At 38.1% G+C, this 3,012-nt stretch carries 4 protein-coding genes; 2 read left to right on the plus strand and 2 right to left on the minus strand.

Features of this window, described 5'->3' with window-relative positions:
- The first annotated feature begins 192 nt into the window (after positions 1–192).
- The gene (locus FTV37_RS16850) at positions 193–537 is read left to right on the plus strand and encodes an SMR family transporter (RefSeq protein ID WP_045125031.1); all 345 of its coding nucleotides are present in this window, start codon (positions 193–195) and stop codon (positions 535–537) included.
- A complete protein-coding gene (locus FTV37_RS16855) occupies positions 538–1,095 on the plus strand; it encodes a TetR/AcrR family transcriptional regulator (RefSeq protein ID WP_005146114.1) in 558 nt (185 codons plus the stop codon).
- 127 nt (positions 1,096–1,222) lie between these two features.
- Here the strand turns inward: FTV37_RS16855 and FTV37_RS16860 are convergent, their stop codons facing one another.
- Both FTV37_RS16860 and mobQ read right to left on the minus strand, forming a co-directional pair.
- Positions 1,223–1,720, minus strand: coding sequence for a hypothetical protein (locus FTV37_RS16860; RefSeq protein WP_179997568.1), 498 nt, complete (start codon positions 1,718–1,720; stop codon positions 1,223–1,225).
- Positions 1,717–2,688: a MobQ family relaxase gene (gene mobQ, locus FTV37_RS16865; RefSeq protein ID WP_180015673.1), complete on the minus strand. Its 972-nt coding sequence runs from the start codon at positions 2,686–2,688 to the stop codon at positions 1,717–1,719. The genes FTV37_RS16860 and mobQ overlap by 4 nt, the downstream gene beginning before the upstream one ends.
- Positions 2,689–3,012: the final 324 nt, after the last annotated feature.

Genomic DNA, 3,012 nt, shown 5'->3' on the forward strand with positions numbered 1-3,012 from the left:
ATTATAAAAAAACCCCATACGGGCTAGAATGGGGTATTAAGATTAGAATATAACATTGATATTTAAGGAAAATAAATATCAGTTTCGTATAAGTTGTATTATGTTAATTTTAGAAAATCTAAAATAATTATTGATAATTTTTTTTTGAAAATTTAACATACCTTCCGATGGGTATTTTAGGTATGATTACTTATGAACAGTGTGTTACTCGCTTATGTATTACTTGGATTTTCAATAGTTTCCGAAGTGATTGGAAGTAGTTTTTTAGTTAAATCGGAAGGGTTTACAAAACTTTTTCCAAGCGTGATGGTCTTTATTTTTTTTAGCACGGCATTTTATTTATTATCACAAGTTATTAAAACAATCCCTTTAGGTATCGCATACGCTATATGGGCTGGTGTTGGGATTGTTCTAACTGCTGTAGTTGGCTACTTTGTTTTTAAACAGACACTAGATAATCCTGCTTTAATTGGAATTGGTTTTATCGTATCTGGCGTAATAATTATTAATTTATTTTCGCAATCAGCAGGTCATTAAGTGAAAGAAATTCGGCAACAAAAGAAGCAACCAGAGGTTATTCGAAAGCGCATCCTTGAACAGGCAACTATTCTTGTTTCTCAAAAGGGTATTTCTGGTGTTTCTATTCAAAATATTGCTACAGCAGTAGGTATAACAAAAGGGGGGGTATTTCACCATTTCCCGAATAAAAAAAATTTGATAGAAGAAATGTTCAATCAAATAATTCTTGATTTAGATCAAACAGTTGAATACTTGATTAAACGCGATCCAACAGAATATGGTAAATTCACACGAGCTTATATTCATAGTTCTTTTATCCATCAAATAGATGGGGTGGTTTCTGCTTGGTCAGCGTTATCAATGACTATGATCACAGAGCCTACCTTTAATAAAATTTGGATGGAATGGCTAAAAAATAGATTATCTCAACATGCAGAAACGGATAGTCATCCTGATTTAGAGTTACTTCGTTTAGCAGCAGATGGGTTGTGGCTACAAAGTATTACCGGAGTCATTGATGATGAGCAATGTTCAAAATTAGAAGACGATCTGCTTAATCGAACCTATTTAACATAAAATCTCTTATGCGAAATTTCAGCTCGATGCTTTGAAAGATGGCTAAAGCCATGTTTCAAAGTCGGGCAACTTTGCGCTTGCTGTAATTTGATTTGTAATGAGAAAAACCAAGCAAAGTACCGATCAACTAGTATTTTTTAGGGTCGATCTGACACCAGTCATACGTTTTTTCTTTGACACTACTCGGTTCAAACGAGTAGCAATTTTTCCTCATTATTCTCACCAATGTTTCACCATCACTTTCTCGAATTTGTAGCGGATATTTTTTTAGTACAGCCAGATCTGCTCTACGTTCATCAATTTCGTCTTTGCTTGGTATGTATAAGAAGATAGCCAAAATGAATACCATCATCACAGCCACAAACGTGCTGGCAAAAATAAGGATAAGTTTTAAGTTGAGCCTGTTTGTAGCTTCGTTTAATGCCTGAATACTGTTGTTTAATGCACCTGTATGCTTTTTATTTGCGTTTTCTAGCGATTTTTCAGCCTTGTCTAGCACTCCACTAGCGACTTGGTTGTAAAACTGCTCTAATCGCTTCTTATCGTCTGCTATGGCTTCTCGATATTCCTTCATGGATGCCAATAAAATATATAACTGGTCATCTAAATCATTTTGATTACTCATAATGACATTCCGCCTCTACTTAGTTTTTGAGATGCCTTGCGGAGTGCTTGCTCGGCTCGTTGTTTATCTAATTCTTGCTGTCGTTTCATTTCCGCTTGGCGTTCCAGTTCTAGACGTTTGGTTTCTTGGTTCTTCTGCCATTGATCAAAACCTTGATCGACACGGTTTAAACCACGCTGTAAAACGCTCTCTTTCTGCTGTTTCTGTTGGTCAAGCTGTTGGGCGTTCTGCTGTTTCACATTGTCATTAAAACGGCTGATTTCAGTGTCTATGCCTTGTCTGCGTAATTGGGTGACTTTAGTGCCTTCATGGATGGTGGCTTGTAGTCCGTTATTCTGATCGGCATAGCTGCGGTGGTCTATTTTTTCCTGAAAGCCTGCTCGTTCTAATGCGTGATTGGCTAAATTTGCCCACGTTTCCCGAATCTGTTTAATTTCGTCTTGGGTTGTCCCCATACCAAGGCTTTTTCGTTTGGCGTTACTGAGTTCAATATCGGTTTTGGTGGTCAGAGTGAGTTTATTGTCTGCATTCAATTCGGCTTTTCGGGTTGTGAGCATGATATGGGCGTGATGGTTTTTATCATTACCGCCTTTACTCGGTTCATGGATGGCTAAATCTGCGATTACGTCATAGCGATCAACTAAGGACCTGGCAAAGTCTTTTGCCAAGTCCTTACGTTGATCAGCGTCTAATTCATCGGGTAGGGCGATTACCCATTCTCTAGCGGTTCGGGCATCTTTGCGGTTTTCGGACTGTTCTGCCAAGTTCCAAAGGTCATTACGGTCAATTTCAATATCGAGATTCGAGATAATTTCTGAATGGGCGACACCATCTTTTCTTGTAAAGTCATGGGTCAGCCCTGTGCGTTCATCTTTGAGCTTTTCACCTGCACGATAAGCCATAGATGCAACAGCAGTTCTGCCTGAACTTCGATTAACTGTTTTGGTCGAGCAATGATAAATCGCCATCGCTTAACACTTCCGACTAGCAGGGACGTAATAACCGCATTTTTCACATTCTCTTTTTAGGTTCTGAACTTCTCTTTCTTCTGCATGTTGTGCCATCTGTTCAGGCATCTTATAAGTGCATTCGTGTCCGCAATTTGGACAAAGGTAAAGGTGAGTTTCTCTAAAATTATACCGATACATTTTTATTTACCTTTTGCTTTTTTAAATTGCGTAGCAATTTTTTGGGGTTAAGGGGATTCCCCTTACGCAAACTTTGACTTGGATGAAATCCAAGTCGTAAGTGCGCATTTCATGAAAAACACGATAGCATATTACCCGCTTGAA

Source organism: Acinetobacter sp. YH16042, assembly GCF_013417245.1.
Lineage (GTDB): Bacteria > Pseudomonadota > Gammaproteobacteria > Pseudomonadales > Moraxellaceae > Acinetobacter > Acinetobacter amyesii.